The organism is Luteimonas yanweni (assembly GCF_039548475.1).
GTDB lineage: Bacteria > Pseudomonadota > Gammaproteobacteria > Xanthomonadales > Xanthomonadaceae > Luteimonas.
This window is the reverse complement of sequence record NZ_JBCLVC010000006.1, coordinates 65,999-84,314: the sequence shown is the minus strand read 5'-3', so window position 1 is coordinate 84,314 and position 18,316 is coordinate 65,999. Positions and strand designations below refer to the sequence as shown.

At 68.7% G+C, this 18,316-nt stretch carries 19 protein-coding genes; 14 read left to right on the top strand and 5 right to left on the bottom strand.

The genetic code is table 11. The features are described 5' to 3' along the window. Window positions 1–78 precede the first annotated feature (78 nt). Window positions 79–1,554 (bottom strand): tRNA (N6-isopentenyl adenosine(37)-C2)-methylthiotransferase MiaB, encoded by a 1,476-nt coding sequence (gene miaB / locus WCE39_RS02030; RefSeq protein WP_343275050.1) that lies wholly within the window; start codon window positions 1,552–1,554, stop codon window positions 79–81. Between the two features lie 299 nt (window positions 1,555–1,853). Here miaB and WCE39_RS02025 point away from each other — a divergent pair, with 299 nt between their 5' ends. The 6 genes from WCE39_RS02025 (at window position 1,854) to WCE39_RS02000 (ending at window position 6,771) form a co-directional block, all read left to right on the top strand. After that, a complete protein-coding gene (locus WCE39_RS02025) occupies window positions 1,854–2,765 on the top strand; it encodes a lytic transglycosylase domain-containing protein (protein ID WP_449283950.1) in 912 nt (303 codons plus the stop codon). Window positions 2,766–2,904: 139 nt separating this feature from the next. After that, complete coding sequence (gene petA, locus WCE39_RS02020) at window positions 2,905–3,540, top strand: ubiquinol-cytochrome c reductase iron-sulfur subunit (RefSeq protein ID WP_343275048.1); 636 nt, start codon at window positions 2,905–2,907, stop codon at window positions 3,538–3,540. Window positions 3,541–3,543: 3 nt separating this feature from the next. Continuing rightward, the gene (locus WCE39_RS02015; protein WP_343275047.1) at window positions 3,544–4,803 is read left to right on the top strand and encodes a cytochrome b; all 1,260 of its coding nucleotides are present in this window, start codon (window positions 3,544–3,546) and stop codon (window positions 4,801–4,803) included. A 4-nt stretch (window positions 4,804–4,807) separates the two neighbouring features. Then, on the top strand, window positions 4,808–5,548 hold the full coding sequence (locus WCE39_RS02010) for a cytochrome c1 (RefSeq protein WP_449283943.1): 741 nt from the start codon (window positions 4,808–4,810) through the stop codon (window positions 5,546–5,548). 16 nt (window positions 5,549–5,564) lie between these two features. After that, on the top strand, window positions 5,565–6,200 hold the full coding sequence (locus tag WCE39_RS02005; RefSeq protein WP_343275045.1) for a glutathione S-transferase N-terminal domain-containing protein: 636 nt from the start codon (window positions 5,565–5,567) through the stop codon (window positions 6,198–6,200). A gap of 25 nt (window positions 6,201–6,225) precedes the next feature. After that, window positions 6,226–6,771, top strand: coding sequence for a ClpXP protease specificity-enhancing factor (locus WCE39_RS02000; RefSeq protein ID WP_343275044.1), 546 nt, complete (start codon window positions 6,226–6,228; stop codon window positions 6,769–6,771). A gap of 40 nt (window positions 6,772–6,811) precedes the next feature. Here the strand turns inward: WCE39_RS02000 and WCE39_RS01995 are convergent, their stop codons facing one another. Beyond that, complete coding sequence (locus WCE39_RS01995; protein ID WP_343275043.1) at window positions 6,812–7,144, bottom strand: DUF3301 domain-containing protein; 333 nt, start codon at window positions 7,142–7,144, stop codon at window positions 6,812–6,814. Between the two features lie 80 nt (window positions 7,145–7,224). Between WCE39_RS01995 and WCE39_RS01990 the strand changes: the two genes are divergently transcribed. After that, window positions 7,225–7,731, top strand: a complete 507-nt coding sequence (locus WCE39_RS01990; protein ID WP_343275042.1) for an FHA domain-containing protein — start codon at window positions 7,225–7,227, stop codon at window positions 7,729–7,731. On the opposite strand, the gene nadC is transcribed toward WCE39_RS01990, so the two are convergent. Both nadC and WCE39_RS01980 read right to left on the bottom strand, forming a co-directional pair. Then, window positions 7,728–8,654, bottom strand: a complete 927-nt coding sequence (nadC, locus tag WCE39_RS01985; RefSeq protein ID WP_343275041.1) for a carboxylating nicotinate-nucleotide diphosphorylase — start codon at window positions 8,652–8,654, stop codon at window positions 7,728–7,730. The two genes, WCE39_RS01990 and nadC, sit on opposite strands and share 4 nt — an antisense overlap. Continuing rightward, window positions 8,651–8,920: a Trm112 family protein gene (locus WCE39_RS01980; protein ID WP_343275040.1), complete on the bottom strand. Its 270-nt coding sequence runs from the start codon at window positions 8,918–8,920 to the stop codon at window positions 8,651–8,653. The genes nadC and WCE39_RS01980 overlap by 4 nt, the downstream gene beginning before the upstream one ends. A gap of 57 nt (window positions 8,921–8,977) precedes the next feature. Here WCE39_RS01980 and purE point away from each other — a divergent pair, with 57 nt between their 5' ends. Both purE and WCE39_RS01970 read left to right on the top strand, forming a co-directional pair. After that, window positions 8,978–9,484: a 5-(carboxyamino)imidazole ribonucleotide mutase gene (purE, locus tag WCE39_RS01975; RefSeq protein ID WP_343275039.1), complete on the top strand. Its 507-nt coding sequence runs from the start codon at window positions 8,978–8,980 to the stop codon at window positions 9,482–9,484. A gap of 40 nt (window positions 9,485–9,524) precedes the next feature. Next, window positions 9,525–10,682, top strand: coding sequence for a 5-(carboxyamino)imidazole ribonucleotide synthase (locus WCE39_RS01970; protein ID WP_343275038.1), 1,158 nt, complete (start codon window positions 9,525–9,527; stop codon window positions 10,680–10,682). A gap of 241 nt (window positions 10,683–10,923) precedes the next feature. On the opposite strand, the gene WCE39_RS01965 is transcribed toward WCE39_RS01970, so the two are convergent. Then, on the bottom strand, window positions 10,924–11,511 hold the full coding sequence (locus WCE39_RS01965) for a superoxide dismutase (RefSeq protein ID WP_343275037.1): 588 nt from the start codon (window positions 11,509–11,511) through the stop codon (window positions 10,924–10,926). Between the two features lie 73 nt (window positions 11,512–11,584). Between WCE39_RS01965 and grxD the strand changes: the two genes are divergently transcribed. The 5 genes from grxD (at window position 11,585) to ppnN (ending at window position 18,170) form a co-directional block, all read left to right on the top strand. Beyond that, a complete protein-coding gene (gene grxD / locus WCE39_RS01960; protein ID WP_343275036.1) occupies window positions 11,585–11,911 on the top strand; it encodes a Grx4 family monothiol glutaredoxin in 327 nt (108 codons plus the stop codon). 17 nt (window positions 11,912–11,928) lie between these two features. Next, entirely contained in the window at window positions 11,929–12,666 is a 738-nt protein-coding gene (locus WCE39_RS01955) for an SDR family NAD(P)-dependent oxidoreductase (protein WP_449283951.1), read from the top strand. Then, entirely contained in the window at window positions 12,663–13,262 is a 600-nt protein-coding gene (locus WCE39_RS01950) for a YhgN family NAAT transporter (RefSeq protein ID WP_343275034.1), read from the top strand. The genes WCE39_RS01955 and WCE39_RS01950 overlap by 4 nt, the downstream gene beginning before the upstream one ends. A 155-nt stretch (window positions 13,263–13,417) precedes the next feature. Then, entirely contained in the window at window positions 13,418–16,633 is a 3,216-nt protein-coding gene (locus WCE39_RS01945) for a TonB-dependent receptor (RefSeq protein ID WP_343275033.1), read from the top strand. A gap of 145 nt (window positions 16,634–16,778) precedes the next feature. Next, complete coding sequence (ppnN, locus tag WCE39_RS01940; protein ID WP_343275032.1) at window positions 16,779–18,170, top strand: nucleotide 5'-monophosphate nucleosidase PpnN; 1,392 nt, start codon at window positions 16,779–16,781, stop codon at window positions 18,168–18,170. Window positions 18,171–18,316 lie beyond the last annotated feature (146 nt).

Below are 18,316 nucleotides of genomic sequence, written 5' to 3'. Positions count from 1 at the left end.
CCACAGCCCCAGCGGGTCGAACCGCCTGCGCGGTGGCGGAGCATGCGCGTGCCGGCGCCGTGGTGACACGGCGTCGCCTCAGGCGCCGACGGGCGCTTCGGCGCGTGCTTCGGCCGATGCGTCGACCGTGGCCACCCGGCCGCGCAGCGAGTTGCTGAGCGCGCCGGTGATCAGCACGTCGACGAACTGCCCGACCAGCCGCGGCGGGCCGGCGAAGTTCACCGAGCGCATGTTCTCGGTCTTGCCGGTGAGCTCGTTCGGATCCCTGCGAGACGGCCCGGTGACCAGCACCTTCTGCACGCTCCCGAGCATCGCCCGCGAAATGCCCGCGGCGTGGTCGTTGATGCGCGCCTGCAGCCGCGACAGCCGAGCGTGCTTTTCCTCGCTGGTGACCCTGTCTTCGAGGTCGGCGGCGGGCGTGCCGGGGCGGCGCGAATAGATGAAGGAGAACGACTGGTCGAAGCCAACCTCTTCGATCAGCTTCATGGTCTTCTCGAAGTCGGCATCGGTTTCGCCCGGGAAACCGACGATGAAGTCGGACGAGATCGAGATGTCGGGCCGCACCGCGCGCAGCTTGCGGATCTTCTGCTTGAACTCCAGCGCCGTGTAGCCGCGCTTCATCGCCGTCAGGATGCGGTCGCTGCCCGACTGCACCGGCAGGTGCAGGTAGTTGGCCAGCTGCGGCACGTCGCGATAGGCCTCGATCAGCGAATCCGAGAACTCCAGCGGATGCGAGGTGGTGAAGCGGATGCGGTCGATGCCGTCGATCTCGGCGATGGTCCGGATCAGCAGGCCGAGATCGGCGAACTGGGACGCGCCCGGCGCTGCGTGGTCGCCTGGCGTGCCGTCCGCGACGTCGGCACCTGCGCCGGGGTCTGCGATCGGCCCGCGATAGGCGTTGACGTTCTGGCCCAGCAGGTTCACCTCGCGCACGCCCTGCGCGGCCAGCTGCATGACCTCCACCAACACGTCCTCGAACGGCCGGCTGACCTCCTCGCCGCGGGTATAGGGCACCACGCAGAACGAGCAGTACTTGCTGCAGCCCTCCATGATGGAGACGAAGGCGCTGGGGCCGTCGGCGCGCGGTTCCGGCAGCCGATCGAACTTCTCGATTTCAGGGAAGCTGATGTCGACCTGGGGGAGACCGGTCTCGCGGCGCCCACGGAGCATCTCGGGCAGCCGGTGCAGGGTCTGCGGGCCGAACACCAGATCGACGTAGGGCGCGCGCTTCACGATAGCCGCGCCCTCCTGGCTGGCGACGCAGCCGCCGACGCCGATCAGCACCGGGCGGTCGCGCTTGAGGGACTTCCAGCGACCGAGCTGGCTGAACACCTTCTCCTGCGCTTTTTCACGGATCGAGCAGGTATTGACCAGGATCACGTCGGCTTCGTCGACGTTCGTGGTGAGTTCGAGTCCATCGGAGGCGGCCAGGACGTCGGCCATGCGCGCCGAGTCGTACTCGTTCATCTGGCAGCCGTGGGTCTGGATGAAGAGCTTGCGGGCGGGCGGTGCGGCGGCTTCGGGCGCGGAGCCCGGCAGGGTCTTGGTGGTCATGGCGGTTCCGGGGCGCGGCGATCAGTCCGGGCCGGATCGAAGATGGGAGCCGCCAGTCTAAACCCGTCCGCGCACCCCGGCATTGCAGTCCGCGGCCATGGCGGCGGGGCGGGGTGCCACGCCGTGCCGGGGGGCGCCGGCACTCCGGGTGTTGGCCGGAGACGCGGCGGCTGGGCGTTTTCCCGGGCATGGTCACGGTTTCAGCCCTTGGCAAGACCGCCTCAAGCATGGAGACTGCGCGCGATGGAGGGGCGGGGATGAATCGCTACGGCAAATTCACGGGTTTCGCCTGCGCGGCGATGATCGGCCTTGCCTGCATGGCGGCGGCCGGCCCGGTCGTGGCCGGCACCATCTACCGCTGCGACGTCGGCGACGGGGTCGCAAGCTACGTCAGCAAGCGCATCAAGGGCGCGAGCTGCTCGGTGGCCAGCACCTACCGGCCCAGCCGGCCGTCCCGCCCCAGCCAGCCGTCCACCACGCCGGGCGCGGTTGGCGCGGTGAATGCATCGACCGCGGTCCAGGGCTCGCCGGCCTCGCTGGATGCCAATGCCCCGGCCACCTTCATGGGCGCCGGCTCCGCGACGCCCGCGGCCGTGCAGGTCCCGTCCGCACCCTCGTCTGGCAGCGGCTCGCGGCGCCTGGTCCAGGGCCAGGTCTATTCGTACGTCAAGGACGGCGTGCGGCACTACACCAGCCGCAAGCCCGCCGGCGGGGGTGCCTCGGCGCTGCGCACCATCCGCTACAGCTTTTTCGAGACCTGCTACGCCTGCGGCTCGCCGGGCCTCAACTTCGGCAACGTGCGCCTCAATACCAGTGCCTACGATGCCGAGGTCAAGGCGGCGGCGACGGAATTCGGCGTCGAAGAGGCAGTCATCCGCGCGGTGATGCACGCCGAATCCGCGTTCAACCCGAATGCGCTGTCGCGGGTGGGCGCGCAGGGCCTGATGCAGCTGATGCCGGCCACCGCCGACCGCTTCGGGGTCACCAACGCCTTCGACCCGGCGCAGAACATCCGCGGCGGCGTCAGGTATCTCGCCTGGCTGCTCAAGCGCTTCAACGGCGACCTGACCCTGGCCGCGGCCGGCTACAACGCCGGCGAAGGCGCGGTCGACCGCCACAAGGGCGTGCCGCCGTACAACGAGACCCGGCGCTACGTCGAGCGCGTGGCCATCCTGGCCGATCGCTACCGGGGCCACGTGGCCGCCAATTGAGCCCTCGGGGCGCGTCCCACGTTGTCGCCTGAATCGGCGTTCCGCTACACTTGATTGTCTTTTGGCGGCTGGCCTCCCACGGGAGTCAGGTCCGCGGCAGCGAATTACACATAGCGACCGTACGATTTCGGAGTGGCGGATGGGCAATGAAGGGGTTCTGGATCCTGTCGAGGGGGGCACGGTCGATCACGGCCGGCGGCGCTTCCTGACAGCCACCACCGCGGTCGTGGGCGCCGTTGGCGCCGGCGTGGCCGTGGTTCCATTCGTCAAGACCTGGTTCCCGAGCCAGCGCGCGCAGCTTGCGGGCGCGCCGGTGACCGCGGACATCAGCGCGCTGGCCGAGGGCGAGCGCCTGGTGTTCGAGTGGCGCGGCCAGCCGATCTGGATCGTGAAGCGCTCGCAGGAGGTCTTGCAGCTGCTGCCGACGCTGGACGACCAGCTGAGCGACCCGATGTCGGAAAACCCGGAGCAGCAGCCGGAATACGTCCGCGAGGCCAATCCGGAGTTGCGTTCGCTGAAGCCCGAAATCTCGGTGCTCGTGGGCATCTGCACCCATCTCGGCTGCTCGCCGGAAATGGTCGCCGAGATCCGTCCGGCGCCGTTCGACGCCAACTGGAAGGGCGGCTATTTCTGCCCCTGCCACAAGTCGAAGTTCGACATGGCCGGCCGCGTGTATTCGGGCGTGCCGGCGCCGACCAACCTCGTGGTGCCGCCGCACCATTTCGCGGACGACAACACGATTGTCATCGGCGTCGATCCGCAGGGGGCCGTGTAAGCCATGTCGAACCTGATCACGCGCACCGCCAACAACGTGGCGGACTGGGTCAACGAGCGGGCGCCCGGCATGATGCCGATGTACCGCAAGCACATGACCGAATACTACGCGCCCAAGAACTTCAACTTCTGGTACTACATGGGCTCGCTGGCCATGCTGGTGCTGGTCAACCAGATCGTCACCGGCATTTTCCTGACGATGCACTACAAGCCGTCCGCGGCCGAGGCGTTCAGCTCGGTCGAGTACATCATGCGCGACGTCGAGTGGGGCTGGCTGATCCGCTACATGCACTCCACCGGCGCCTCGCTGTTCTTCATCGTCGTCTACCTGCACATGTTCCGCGGGCTGATGTACGGCAGCTACCAGAAGCCGCGCGAGCTGGTGTGGATCCTGGGCATGCTGATCTACCTGGTGCTGATGGCCGAGGCCTTCCTGGGCTACGTGCTGCCCTGGGGCCAGATGTCGTTCTGGGGCGCCAAGGTGATCATCTCGCTGTTCGGCGCGATCCCGATCGTCGGCAATGGCCTGGTCGAATGGATCATGGGCGACTACCTGCCCTCGGACGCCACGCTCAACCGCTTCTTCGCGCTGCACGTGATCGCGCTGCCGCTGGTGCTGCTGCTTCTGGTCGTGCTGCACCTGGGCGCGCTGCATGAGGTCGGCTCGAACAACCCCGACGGCGTCGAGATCAAGAAGGGACCCAAGGGCAATCGCTGGGACGCGACCAAGCCCGCCGACGGCATCCCGTTCCACCCCTACTACACGGTCAAGGACCTGGTGGGCGTGGGCTTCTTCCTGATGATCGCCGCCTTCATCATCTTCTTCGCGCCGGCCTTCGGCGGCTGGTTCCTCGAGCATGACAACTTCACCGAGGCCAACCACCTGGTGACGCCCGCGCACATCAAGCCGGTGTGGTACTACACGCCTTACTACGCGATGTTGCGCGTGGTGCCGGACAAGCTCGGCGGCGTGCTGGTGATGTTCGGCGCCATCGCGATCCTGTTCCTGGTGCCGTGGCTCGACCGCGCCAAGGTCAGGTCCTACCGCTACCGTGGCCTGATGTCGAAGGTGCTGCTCGGCCTGTTCGCGCTCGCCTTCATCTGGCTGGGCAAGATCGGCGCCGGCCCGGGTACCGACCCGGTCGAAACCATCGTCGGCCGCTTCCTGACCTTCTTCTACTTCGCCTTCTTCATCACCATGCCGCTGTGGACGAAGCTCGACAAGACCAAGCCGGTGCCGGATCGGGTGACCACGCATGACTAAGCCCATGACCCTCATCAGCCGCGTCGCAGTCTTTGCGGCCTCCATGCTGCTCTCGTTCTCGGCGCTGGCCGCGGCCGGTGGCCCGGTCCAGCACGCCGGCACCGACCTCAGCGACAAGGCGTCGCTGCAGCGTGGCGCGCAGCTGTTCATGAATTACTGCTCGTCCTGCCATTCGCTGAAATACCTGCGCTACTCGCGCATGGCCGAGGACCTCGGGCTGACCGAAGACGAGGTGATGACCAACCTCAACTTCACCGGCGCCGCGTTCGGCGAACAGATCCTGACCGCGATGCCGGCCGAGCACGCCGGCGACTGGTTCGGGATCGTGCCGCCAGACCTCAGCCTGACGTCGCGCGTGCGCGGCGGAGACTGGATCTTCAGCTACCTCAAGGCCTTCTACATCGACGAGGAGCGTCCGCTTGGCTGGAACAACACCGTGTTCCCCAATGCGTCGATGCCGAACGTGCTGTGGCAGATGCAGGGCATCCAGCGCCCGATCTACGGTGGCAAGGACGAGGCCACGGGCGATCCGCTGATCGATCGCCTGGAAGTGGCATCGCCCGGCACCATGGATCCGCTGCAGTTCGACCAGGCCGCGCGCGACATCACCGCGTTCCTCGAGTACGCGGGCGAGCCTGTGGCGGTCAAGCGCGAGGCGATCGGCGTGTGGGTCCTGCTGTTCCTCGCATTCTTCACCTTCCTGGCGTGGCTGCTGAAGAAGGAATACTGGAAGGACGTGCACTGAAGGGAGTTGTCCGATGATGGCAGCGAGTCCACGCATGCGTAACGCACTCACGCTTTTTTCCTCCGCCGATGACGTGCTGTGCCACCGCGTGCGGCTGGTACTCGCGGCGAAGGGCGTCACCTACGACCTGATCACCGTCGACCCCAAGGATCCGCCCGAGGACCTCCTCGACCTGAATCCCTACCATTCGGTGCCGACCCTGGTCGAGCGGGACCTGGTGCTCTACGCCTCGAGCGTGGTCACCGAGTACCTGGACGAACGCTATCCGCACCCGCCGCTGATGCCGGTCGATCCGCTGTCGCGCGCGCGGCTGCGGCTGGCCATGCTCCGACTCGAGCACGACTGGGTCCCCGAGGTGCGCTCGATCCAGACCGGCACCAAGGCGCAGGCCGATGCCGCGCGCAAGCGGTTGAAGGAGCTGCTGACCGCATCGGTGCCGCTGTTCAAGGCCTTCAAGTTCTTCCTGAACCCGGAAATGAGCCTGGCCGACTGTGCGATGGCGCCGATCATCTGGCGCCTGGAGGCACTGGGCGTGCCGCTTCCGAAGGACGGCAAGGCGATCGAGGACTATGGCAGCCGGATCTTTCGCAATCCGGGATTCACGCGCAGCCTGACCCCGCAGGAGCGGCACCTGCGCGAGCTGCCGGCCTGACGCCGCCTCGCGGTAGAATCCGGGCATGAACGACATGGCCCGGATGACAAGCCATCGCCCCTACCTGCTGCGGGCGCTGTACGAATGGATCGTGGACAACGGGATGACGCCCCACCTGCTGGTGGACGCGCTCGGTCCCGGTGTCCGCGTGCCACCGCATACGGTGAAAGACGGCCGGGTGGTGCTCAACGTCGCCGACCGCGCGGTCGCCCGGCTGCACATGGACAACGAGGCGGTCAGCTTCACCGCGCGCTTCGGCGGCGTCAGCCATCCGGTCACCGTGCCGGTGGGCGCGGTGCTCGCCATCTATGCCCGTGAAACCGGGCAGGGCATGGCGCTGCCGGACGACCAGATGGCCGCCGGCGGCGGCGAGGCGGGCGATGACCCGGAAGGCGGAGACGACGCCGACCGGACGCCGGGTGGCGATGTCGTGCTCGGCGTGGTGCCGGGTGGCGTGGATGACGCGACCCCGCGCGCGGAGCGCGAGAACAGTGATGACGGCGACGGCGACGACGATGGCGATGGCGCGCCGACGCCGCGTCGCGGCGCCCACCTGCGCGTAATCAAGTAGGCCCCACTCCAGCAAGGCGTATCCGCCTGGCGCTGCCGGCTCAGTCTTCGCCGAGAAGGCTGGACGCCACTGCCGGCGCCGGCCCGGTGAACGACACCAGCCGGCTTCCGTGGAACACCATGCGGCCGCGCTGGCGGTCGGTGCCATCGTGCGAATACTCGAAGCGGAAGCTGCGCTCCAGGCCCAGCCGGCCGTCGCTGCGGCGGCGCAGGCGCAGGCCGATGGCGTGCACGGTCTGGTCAAGCAGCTGCACGCCGGCGGTGCGGCAGGCGGCGCGGCCGATGTCGATGGCGTGTTCGCTGGCCGCGCGCGCCGCGTTCCACCATGCATAGGCGAGTGCGCCGGCTATCATCAGCAGGATCAGACTGGGCATGGCTGTGCAATCTGGGGCCAACCCGCGTTTTCGGCAAGCCTTTGCGTGGGCTTCACGCAGGACATCGCAATTTCCCCCGCATGAACAGCATCCGCCAGGCCGACGAGGCCCTTGATCCACGGCCGCCGCAGCCCGGCATCCGCGCCGCTACGGCAGCCACCGTGGTGCGTCCGGCGCTGCCGCGCTACGTGCTTCGCGGCGTGGGCGGGGCGGGCTTCGGCCGCACCTTTCCGCTGGTCGGGCCCACGGTGCTTGGCCGCGGACCGGACTGCGGGATCCACCTCGACCACCCGGGCGTGTCGCGCGAACACGTGCGCCTGACGCCGACTGCGCAGGGCCTGCTGGTGGAAGACCTGGATTCCACCAACGGTTGGCTGCTCAATGAAACGCCGCGCGAACGTGCCTGGGCACAGCACGGTGACGAGCTTGGCTTCGACGTGCTGAGGTTCCGGGTGGTCGCGCCGGGCGCCGCGGCGGAACGCCCGCAGCCGGTGCGCATGCCCGGGGCGACGAAGGGGGCGTCCGCGTGGTGGTGGATAGCTGCACTCGCCGTGCTCGGCGCGACGGCGCTGCTGCTGTTGCGCTAGGCGGGGGGCGGCCCCAGCTTCAGCGAAAGGTCGACAGCGCGCACGTGTTTGGTCAGGGCGCCCACGGAAATGCAGTCGACGCCGTCGGCGGCGATCGCGCGCAGCGAATCCAGGTCCACGCCGCCCGAGACCTCCAACGGGATCCGGCCGGCGGCGATGCGGACCGCCTCGCGGCGGGCATCGGCGTCGAAGTCATCGATGAGGATGCGGTCGCAGCCGGCCTCGAGCGCGTCGCGCAGCTCGGCCAGGGTCTCGACCTCCACGATCAGGGGTAGCCCCGGCTGGCTTGCGCGCGCGGCGGCAATGGCCGCGGCGATGGAGCCGGCGGCGCGGACGTGGTTTTCCTTGAGCATCACCGCGTCGTGCAGGCCCATGCGGTGGTTGTCGCCGCCGCCCACGCGGACCGCGTACTTCTGGGCGATGCGCAGGCCGGGAAGGGTCTTGCGGGTGTCGAGGATGCGCGCACCGGTGCCGCGTACCGCGTCGACGTGGGCGGCCACCGTGGTCGCGGTGCCCGAGAGCGTCTGCATGAAATTGAGCGAGGTGCGCTCGGCGCTGACCAGGGCGCGGGTGCGGCCGCGGAGTATGGCCAGCACGGTGCCGGCGCGCACGTGGGCGCCTTCGGCGACGCGCCAGTCGATGGCGACCTCCGGGTCCAGCGCGCGGTGGCAGGCGTCGAACCACGGCCGGCCGCAGACCACGGCGTCCTCCTTGCACAGCAGGTACGCCGACTCCGGCGCGTCCGGAAGCAGGGCGGCGGTGACGTCACCGCTGCCGATGTCCTCGGCCAGCGCGCGCCCGACGTCGGCGGAGACGATGGCGGCCGGTGGTATGGCAACGGCGGCCGATCGCCCTTCGCAGGACGCATTCGACGGGGCCGCCCCCGTTGGCGCGGCGTCCGGACCGGGGCCGACGGCGCTCATGCGCCCGGGAAGCCGCCGACCTGCGCGGTGGCGATCGCCTCTTCGGCCAGCAGCACCGGGATGCCGTCGTCGACGCGGTACACGGTGCGCCGGTCGCGGGTCACCAGGGCCTCGCGCAGCGGCTCGGCCTGCACGGCTTCGTCGCCACGCTGTATGCCACCGGCGGCGATGGCGCGGTTCAGCGCCTCCAGCCCGGCGGGTTCCAGCAGTGCCAGCGGCTGGCGGCTGGCGGGGCAGACGAGGATGTCGAGCAGCTTGCGGTCCATGGCGGTACGTCGCGGCGTGGGGCCGCTAGAATACGTCTTTGCCACCGGGGACGGCCAATGACCGCCACCAACAGCCCGCCCGTCGTCGGCGTCGTGATGGGATCGCGATCCGACTGGGACACCATGCAGCACGCCGTGCAGAAGCTCGAAGAGCTCGGCATCGCGCACGAGGTCCGCGTTGTTTCCGCGCACCGCACGCCCGATGTGCTGTTCGAGTACGCGGCCGGCGCGCGCGACCGTGGCCTGAAGGTGATCATCGCCGGCGCCGGCGGCGCCGCGCACCTGCCGGGGATGATCGCGTCGAAGACCCCGCTGCCGGTGCTGGGCGTGCCGGTGCAGTCGAAGGCACTCAACGGCATGGATTCGCTGCTGTCGATCGTGCAGATGCCCGCCGGCGTACCGGTGGCCACGTTCGCTATCGGCAGTGCCGGCGCGGCCAACGCGGCGCTGTTCGCCGCCGCGCAGCTTGCCGCCGCGGGCGATGCCGGCGTGGCGGCAGCGCTGGATGCCTTCCGCCAGCGCCAGACCGAAGACGTCGCCGCCGGCGACGACCCGCGCCGATGAGCGCGTGCCTGCAGCCGCATGCCGGCGCGGAGTGCGTCCGATGACCACCGTCGGCATCCTTGGCGGCGGCCAGCTGGCGCGGATGATGGCCCTGGCCGGCGCTCCGCTCGGCCTGCGCTTCTCGGTGATGGACACCAGCGCCGAGGCCTGCGCCGGCCAGTTCGCGCCGCTGGTCGTAGGCGACTACCGCGATGCCGGCACGCTGGCGCAGTTCGCCTCGGGCATCGATATCGCCACCTTCGATTTCGAGAACGTCCCCGCTGCATCGGCGCAGTGGCTGAGCGAGCGGGTGCCGATGTTCCCGAACCCGCGTGCCCTGGGCACCAGCCAGGACCGCCTGGCCGAAAAGACCCTGTTCGGCGAGCTCGGCATCCCTGTGCCCGGCTACGTCGCCGTCGATACCCGCGACGACCTCGATGCGGCGGTGGCTGGGCTCAGCCTGCCCTGCATCCTCAAGACCCGGCGCCTGGGCTACGACGGCAAGGGCCAGTTCCGGATCCGCGCGGCGTCGGATGCCGCAGCGGCCTGGGACGCGCTGGGCGCCCAGGCGAGCACCGGCGGCCTGGTCCTGGAGGCCTTCGTACCCTTCGAGCGCGAGCTGAGCGTGGTCGCCGTGCGCGGCCGCGACGGCGAATTCCGCACCTGGCCGCTGACCGAGAACTGGCACGTCGATGGCGTGCTCTCGGCCAGCCTTGCGCCCGCACGCGTGGCGCCGTCGCTGGAAGCCCGCGCGATCGGGTACGCCCGCGCCCTGGCCGAAGCGCTGGACTATGTCGGCGTGTTCGCGCTGGAGCTGTTCTGCCGCGACGGCGAATTGCTGGCGAACGAAATGGCCCCGCGGGTGCACAACTCCGGCCACTGGACGATCGAAGGCGCCGAGACCTCGCAGTTCGGCAACCACCTGCGCGCCGTGCTGGGGCTGCCGCTGGGCGCGACGGATGCGCTGGGCAGGAGCTGCATGCTCAACTGGATCGGCGACATGCCGGATCCGGCCGCGGTCCTGGCCGAAGCCGGTGGCCACTGGCACGATTACGGCAAGACGGCGCGCCCCGGGCGCAAGGTCGGCCATGCCACCCTGCGGGCCGATGGGGACGGCGAGCTGGCCGAAGCGCTCGAGCGCGTCGGCGCAGCGCTGGGCCGCGAGGCCCAGGTCGAACCCGTCATCGCCCGCCTGCGGGAACGGCCACTGCACCGGTAAACGCGTGCGCCGCCACGGCGGCGATCAGATGGCGACGGGGCCGCAATCGCAGCTGTAGCTGCTCCCACAAAAGCTGCTGTGGGAGCGACCAGGGCCATCGCCGCGATCGCAGCTGTAGACCGCCGCTCGTACGCGCTTTCGTGGGAGCGGCCAAGGCCGCGATGGCGCGCGTTCTGTGGGAGCGGCCATGGCCGCGATGGCCGAATGGCAGCGTCCATGCCCTGCTGCTGGCGCTCCGCGGCTAGCGCAGGTTCGAGGCGACGAACGTCCAGTCAACGATGTTCCAGGTCGCTTCGATGTAGCGGGCGCGTGATTCGCGGTGGTCGAGTACGTAGGCATGTTCCCACAGGCTCAGGCCCAGCAGCGGGCGGTCGTCGCCGGTGATGGGCGATGCGGTGTTGGCGGTCAGCGCCAGCGTGAGGGAGCCGTCCGGCCGCTGCAGCAGCCAGATCCAGCCCGAGCCCTGCAGTGCGCAGGCCAGCGCCGAGAAGCGCTGGCGGAAGCGCGGCATGTCGCCGAAACGCCGCGCCAGTCCTTCGGCGAGTTCGCCCTGCGGCTCGCCGCCGCCGCCCGCCGCGGCCGGCTTCAGGCAGCGCCACTGGAACGCGAGGTTCCAGGCCTGGGCCGCGTGTTGCTGCAGCGCGCCCTGGGCGCCGCGCACCAGTTCTTCGAGCGTGGCCGAAGCCATCCCGGCTGCCGGCGCACGGGCATTGACGGCCTCGACCTGGGCGCGGTGGTGGCGGCCGTGGTGGAGGTCGAGCGTATCGCCCGAGATGTGCGGCTCGAGCGCGGTGCGATCCCAGGGCAGGGCGGCAAGTTCAATGGCCATGGACGCTACAATAGCGCGATCCCCATCACGCGCCGCGTGGCCTCGGCCCGTCGCGCATCACGTCGGAGCCTCCATGGCCATCGTCGAAAGCATCCAGGCCGAAATCAGCGGCCACCCCATCGTCCTTTTCATGAAGGGCACGCCGCAGTTCCCGATGTGCGGCTTCTCCAGCCGCACCGTGGGCGCGCTGCGCGAAGCCGGCGCCGACATGGCGACCCTGCGCAGCGTCAACGTGCTGGAGGACCCCGAAGTCCGCGCCAACCTGCCGCGCATCTCCAACTGGCCGACCTTCCCGCAGCTCTTCATGAACGGCGAGCTGATTGGCGGCTGCGACATCACCATGGAGCTGTTCGAGTCCGGCGAGCTGGCGCGCATGGTCGCGGAGACACAGAAGGCGTGAGTACGCCCCCGGCCGCCGTGGAGGCGCCCGCCGACCGGGCTCCGCTGGCCGGGCGCGTCGTGCTGGTGACCGGCGCCCATGGCGGGCTGGGCACGGCGGCCGCGCACGCCTGCGCGCGCGCGGGAGCGACCGTGGTCCTGCTCGGGCGCAAGGTGCCCCGGCTCAACCGGGTGTACGACGCGATCGTTCGCGACCCGGCCGGGCTGCCCGAGCCGGTCAATTATCCATTCGACCTGGCCGGTGCGGACTATGGCGACCATGCCGAACTCGCCGGGCGCATCGAGGCACAGCTCGGGCGCCTGGACGGCATCCTCCACTGCGCCGCCGATTTCGCGGGCCTGACTCCGCTGGAGCACACGGACCCGGGGAACTTCGCGCGGATACTGCACGTGAACCTCAGCGCGCGCTGGTGGCTGACCCAGGCGTGCCTGCCGCTGCTGCGCAAGGCGCCCGACGCCTCGGTGGTGTTCGTGCTCGACGACGAAGTCCCGGCGGCCTACCGCGGTGCCTACGGCATCGCGCAGCATGGCCAGCGCGCCCTGCTCGACACCCTGCACGCCGAGCACCGCAACAGCACGGTACGCATCCACGGGCTGCGGCCCGGCCCGTTGCGCACGCCGCTGCGGGCGCGCTCGCACGCGGTGGACGAGGACCGTCGGGCGCGTGATCCCGCCGCCGCGGCCGCGGCCTGCGTCACGCTGCTGTCGCCGGCGGGGGCGGCCCATCGCGGCCAGGCCTGGACGCCGCCCGCGTGACCATCGCCTCCGCGGCCCTGCTGCTGTTCCTGATCCTGGACCCGCTGGGCAATATCCCGGTGTTCCTGAGCATCCTGCGCCACCTGCCGCCCAAGCGGCAGCGGATCGTGCTGGCGCGCGAGCTGCTGATCGCCCTGGTCGTGCTGATGGTCTTCCTCTGGGCGGGCAAGCACGCGTTGGAGGTCATGCACCTCCGCCAGGAGTCGGTGTCGATCGCTGGGGGCATCGTCCTGTTCCTGATCGGCCTGCGGATGATCTTCCCGCCACCCGAGGGCCTGATGGGCGAGATCCCCGGCGGCGAGCCGTTCATCGTCCCGCTGGCCGTGCCGCTGGTTGCCGGACCATCGGGCATGGCGGCGGTGATGCTGATGGGCACCCGCGAACCCGACCGCCTCTGGGAATGGAGCCTGGCGCTGATGATCGCCTGGGGCGCGACCGCGACCATCCTGTTCTGCGCCCCCTACCTGTACCGGCTGCTGGGCGCCCGCGCGCTGACCGCCGTCGAGCGCCTGATGGGCATGCTGCTGGTGGCGATTTCGGTGCAGATGCTGCTGGACGGGGTCGCGAGCTATCTCGTGAGCATGCGCCCGGCCTGAAGTCGTCATCCCGCTGTCACATGGCGGGGCTACCGTGTTAATCTGTTGTTAACCGCTGCCGCTCCGGCGGTCGCGGCGTGACCAGGGACAACCCGAATTCTTTCCTGCCGTGCCCCGGGGCGCGGTCCGTTTACTTTGCCACCAAGAGTCCAGCCATGACCCGTCGCAACGTCTTCCGTGTGTCGAAACTTTCGCTCGGCCTGATCGCCGCGCTTGCCGCCGCACCCGTCTTTGCCCAGAGCTCCACGTCTGCGGGCGTGGGCGGTGTCGTCCTCGGAAGCGACGGCCTGCCGGTGACCAATGCAGAGGTCACCATCGTCCACGTGGAGTCCGGCACCACGAGCCGCGTAACCACCGATGCCAGCGGCCGCTACAGCGCCCGCGGCCTGCGCGTGGGTGGCCCGTACGAAATCATCATCACCAAGGCCGGCGCCGGCACCAAGACCGAGGACAACGTCTTCCTCGGCCTGAACCAGAGCAACACGGTCAACGCCCAGCTCACCGGCGACGTGACCACGCTCGCCACGGTGACCGCGGTCGGCGTCGCCGGCGGCTCGGAGATCTTCAGCGCCAACAAGATGGGCACCGGCACCAACCTCGACAACGCGACCATCGAAGCGCTGCCCTCGGCCAGCCGCAACATCCAGGACTACATCCGCCTGGATCCCCGCATCTCGCAGGTCAGCAAGGCCGATGGCTCGATCTCGGCCGGTGGCCAGAACTCGCGCTTCAACGTGATCCGCATCGACGGCGTCAGCAACTCCGACCCGTTCGGCCTCGAAGCCAACAACATGCCGACCGAGCGCCAGCCGGTCTCCATGGACGCGATCGAAGAGATCCAGATCGACCTGGCCAACTACGACACCACCATCTCCGGTGGCACCGGCGCGGTGGTCAACGCCGTGACCAAGTCGGGTACCAACGAATTCCACGGCAGCGCGTACTACACGATGCGCGACGGCGACTGGGTGCGCAGCGACCTGCGCGGCATCGAGTTCAACGGCTTCGACAAGGAAGAGACCTACGGCCTCACCTTCGGCGGCCCGATCATCAAGGACCGCCTGTTCTTCTTCGCCAACTACGAGCAGTTCAAGCGCGAGCGCCCGGGCACCAGCCTGTCCGGCACCCCGTATGGCGACGGCGACATCACCGATGCCGACATCGCGCGCGTGATCGCCGCGGCCAACAGCTTCGGCTTCGATCCCGGCAGCTTCAACCCGCCGAGCGTTTCCGAGACCGACATCGAGGAATACGCGGTCAAGCTCGACTGGAACATCAACGACAGCCACCGTGCGGCCCTGCGCTACAGCAAGACCGAGGAAATCGTGCCCAAGCTGGTCGGCTTCGGCAGCAGCAGCGTCTCGCTGTCCAGCTACTGGTACGACCAGAACAAGACCTTCGAGAGCACCGTCGTCGAGCTGTTCAGCGACTGGAGCGACAACTTCTCCACCGAGTTCAAGGTCTCGCAGCGCGACTATTCATCGGTCGCGGCGACCTATGCCGACCTCCCGGCGATCTTCATCAACAACGTCGGCCCGGGCCAGGACACCATCAACCTGGGCACCGAGCGCAACCGCCACGTCAACGTGGTCGACACCGAGCAGCTGACCCTGTTCGGCGCCGGTACCTGGTACGTCGGCGACCACACCCTGAAGTTCGGCTTCGACTACGAAGACAACGACATCCTCAACTTCTACGGCCGTGACGTGAACGGCGCCTGGACCTTCGACAGCCTCGAAGACTTCGAGGCGGGCAGGGCGCGCAACTACCAGCTGCGTGCGCCGCGTGCCGGCGGCAGCATGGCCGACATCCCGGCGGCCTATTCGTTCGAGAACCTGGGCCTGTTCGTGCAGGACTCGTGGGCGCTCAACTACAACCTGACCCTGATGTTCGGCGTGCGCGTGGACATGCCCGACTTCGGCGACTCGCCGATCTACAACCAGCGCATCCAGGACATCTACGGCCTCGACAACTCGGTGACGGTCGACAAGAAGCTGTGGCAGCCGCGCTTCGGCTTCAACTACACCTTCGACACCGAGCGCCCGACCCAGCTGCGCGGCGGCGTCGGCCTGTTCCAGGGCGGCAATCCGAACGTCTGGCTCGCCGGCCCGTTCCAGAACACCGGCCTGAACTTCGATTCCTACAACATCACCGGCGCGGCCGTGCCGGACTTCGATCCCAGCGTCCCGCCGAGCGTCCCCGCCGGTGGCGGTGCCCTGGCGCCGCGCATCACCGCCGACATCATGGAGCCGGGCCTGGCCCTGCCGTCGATCTGGAAGGCCAACCTGGCGTTCGACCACGAGCTGCCGTGGAACGGCCTCGTGGCCTCGGCCGAGCTGCTGGTGACCAAGAACAAGAACGCGCTCTGGTTCGACCGCATCGACATCGGTACCCCGACCCGCTACGGCCAGGACGGCCGCGCGATGTACTGGAATCCGGCCGGCTATGATCCGGACAACATCTCGGGCAACGGCATCAGCAACGGCCGCAACGGCGCAGGCAACCGCGCCAACAAGCACCCCGAGGTCGACCAGGCCATCGTGATCCGCAACACCGACAAGGGCTCGGCCCGCCAGCTCACCCTGGCGCTGTCCAAGCCGATGGTCGACCAGTGGGCCTGGACCCTTGGCTACACCTACACCGACGCCACGGAATTCAGCCCGGCGACGAGCTCGCAGAACTCGTCGAACTGGAACAACACCATGGTGTTCAACTCCAACCAGCCGGTCGGCTACAACTCGCGCTATGCGATCAAGGACCGCTTCACCGCGGCCCTGACCTGGCAGAAGGCCCTGTTCGGCGACAACCTGACCACGGCCGGCCTGTTCTATGAAGGTCGCTCGGGCCGTCCGTTCAGCTACATCTACTACAACGACTTCAACGGCGACAGCGCCGGCACCAACGACCTGTTCTACGTGCCGGCCGGCCTTGGCGACGTCGAGTGGGTGGGTGGCGACGCGATGGAGCAGAGCTTCTTCGACTGGATGGCCAGCGAAGCCCCCGAGCTGCAGCGCTTCCGCGGCCAGGTGGCCCCGGCCAACGCCTTCCGCAGCGGCTGGACCAACAGCTTCGACGTCCGCGTGAGCCAGGAAGTCCCGATGTTCTTCGAAGGCCACAAGGCTGAAGTGGCCCTGGACATCATGAATATCGGCAACCTGATCAACAAGGACTGGGGCCTGATCGACGACTACGGCTTCTTCTCCACCCGCCGCGTGGCCAACTACGCGGGCATCAACCCGGAGACCGGCAAGTACGTCTACAACTTCACCGGTTCCACCGACAACTCCGGTATCCAGGAGAACAACGGCGACGGCATCAACACGGCCGTCTCCCGCTGGTCGGTCATGCTGAGCGTGAAGTACAAGTTCTAAGCGGCGACGCACAGCGATACACGGAACGGCCGGGGCATGCCCCGGCCGTTTCCGTTTGGGGCCCGCCGGCGTGTCCGCAGGGCACCCGCTTGCGCTAGAGTCGACCACCGAAAACGACGACGACAACAAGAAGAAGAGGACAGCGATGACCCAGGCAACAGCGCCAGAAACCACCACCCTGCCCACCGTCGACGCCCGCATCTACCCGCGCGGCGGCCTGGACGTGCTGTCGCGCGAGGAAGTGGCCCGGCTCAAGGACGCCTCCTCCGGCGGCCTGCACGACCTGCTGCGCCGCTGCGCGCTGGCCGTGCTGACCAGCGGCAGCGCCAACGACGACCCGCGCGCCGCGCAGGAGATGTACCCCGACTTCGACATCCAGGTGCTGCAGCAGGACCGCGGCCTGCGCATCGAACTGGTGGCAGCCCCGGCCATGGCCTTCGTCGACGGCCAGATCATCCGCGGCGTGGCCGAACTGCTGTTCGCCACCGTGCGCGACCTCGCCTACATGGCGATCGAGCTTGGCCCCGAGAACGCCGCCGACCTCGAATCCTCCGCCGGCATCACCGATGCCGTGTTCGGCCAGCTGCGCAACGCCCGCCTGCTGTACCCCATCGAGCCCAAGCTCGTGGTCTGCTGGGGCGGACACTCCATCAACCGCGTCGAGTACGAGTACACCAAACTGGTGGGCTACGAGCTCGGTCTGCGCGGCCTGGACATCTGCACCGGCTGCGGCCCCGGCGCCATGAAGGGCCCGATGAAGGGCGCCAACATCGCCCACGCCAAGCAGCGCCAGCGCCGCCCGCGCTACATCGGCATCACCGAGCCCGGCATCATCGCCGCCGAGAGCCCGAACCCGATCGTCAACCAGCTGGTGATCATGCCGGACATCGAGAAGCGCCTCGAAGCCTTCGTCCGCGTCGGCCACGGCATCATCGTGTTCCCGGGTGGCGTGGGTACGGCCGAGGAAATCCTGTACCTGCTGGGCCTGCTGCTGCGCGAAGAGAACGCCGGGCTGCCGTTCCCGCTGATCCTGACCGGGCCGGTGGCGTCGGCGCCGTATTTCGAGCAGATCGACAAGTTCATCCGGCTGACGCTGGGCGAGGCCGCGACCGAGCGCTACGAGATCATCGTGGGCGATCCGCAGGCCGTCGCGCGGCGCATGGCGGCGGGCGTGAAGCGCGTGCGTGAGGCGCGGATCGAGCACAAGGACTCGTTCTACTTCAACTGGGGCCTGGATATCCCGCTGCCGTTCCAGCAGCCGTTCGTGCCCACGCATGAGGCGATGGCGGGGCTGGACCTGCACCATGGGCGGAAGCCGCATGAGCTGGCGGCGGATCTGCGGCGGGCGTTCTCCGGGATCGTGGCGGGGAATGTGAAGGAGGATGGGATGCGCAGGATCGAGGCGTATGGGCCGTTCCAGATCCATGGCGACAAGGACATGATGGAGTCGCTGGATGCGCTGTTGAGGGCGTTTGTGGTGCAGAGGCGGATGAAGATCAGTGGGGAGTATCGGCCTTGTTATGAGGTGGTGACCTGAGGACAGGCGCCGGCCAAGGCGCGAACAAGGTCACAACCGTGGTGGACGGGGGTCGCCAACGCTGACGTTCACGGACATCATTCGACCGCTCGTCTGTCCGCTGTTGCGGGCGAAAGGTCTCGGGGTAGGCTGTTCAGGCCTAGGGG